A 1,099-nucleotide genomic window follows, 5' to 3' on the forward strand; every position below is an offset into this window, starting at 1 on the left:
GTTGTGTATCAGCATTGCTGACGATACGCCTTGATCACTGAAGTGGTCGCGGGCTTGGTTAACACTCAAAAACTTCATTGGGTGCTGGTGGTCGTCTTTGATTAACTGCTTTTGCTCGCCAATGATTTGGTAAGCCAAGTAGATCCCGCCTTCAAATGATTCAATGAGTAGATTCATAACAAACTCCATGTTGTTCTCGATAGTTCTTTGTTTCTGTATCTACGTTGATGGTTGTTTGAAGGTTCATGTGTGTTAAAAATGAAAAAACCAGAAGCTCAGCTTCTGGTTTATTAATAAGTAATCAAATTAACTCAAAGGTTAGTTGATTTTCTGCATGATGCTAACACGGCCTGTTGTTGATCCGTCTGGAGTCATTTTACGGCGAGTTAGCAACCCTTCATCCCAGTTGGTACCAGCAGGTTGGTATTCCCATTTAATGATGTATTCTTGGTTATTACCATTTGCATCAACAGGACATTTATCTCCTGAACCAGGAATATAACCATTGTCAGTATCATCACAGAAGCGCACAACTGAGTTTAAATCTGTCAGGGTTGCTTTTGATTCACGTCCCGAAATGTTAAACCACCAATAGTCAATTGCAGCAAGCTCTTCATAGGTATACTTCTTGCCTGAGTCTTCAAGATCTGCCGGTGAGTTTGCATTGCACTCTTTCCCTGATACGGTAGCGCCCTCAGAATCAAATACCATTCTCATGACAGCATTTTGTCCATCAGCACAAATCTGAGTGGTATCCCAAGAGCCAGTAAAGTCTACGTACCTTTCGTCGCTAGGTGTTTCTACGTGATAGTAGAAATTCAAACTTTCTTCGATGCGATTCTTTCCACTAGATTCGTTTGATGGGTCGTTTAACTCAGTTTTTGAACGAATTTGTGTGTATATTTTTGTAATTGGGTCATAGCTACCAGAAAGGGTTTCATATTGGTATGAAGGGTCTGCATCGCCTTCATCTCGATCATCTTCCAGTTTATTTGGCGTGTAGTGGTTGAGGATTTGTTGATTCCCTTCAATGAAAGGTACCTCATCGTAACGTCCTGGCTTAGGTGTGGTATTTTCTTTGCTTTTATCAAGCAGAAGG

Annotated in this window: 1 protein-coding gene and 1 pseudogene; both read right to left on the reverse strand. The window is 41.0% G+C overall.

The window, feature by feature from the left end; translation table 11 throughout:
* On the reverse strand, nucleotides 1-177 hold a 177-nt coding region (locus AB4653_RS19605), incomplete at its 3' end, for a DUF6482 family protein (RefSeq protein ID WP_372105068.1).
* A gap of 141 nt (nucleotides 178-318) precedes the next feature.
* A pseudogene (locus tag AB4653_RS19610) lies at nucleotides 319-1,099 on the reverse strand (hypothetical protein); the annotation flags it as partial.

It is taken from the genome of Vibrio sp. 10N.222.48.A3 (assembly GCF_041475345.1).
GTDB lineage: Bacteria > Pseudomonadota > Gammaproteobacteria > Enterobacterales > Vibrionaceae > Vibrio > Vibrio tasmaniensis_A.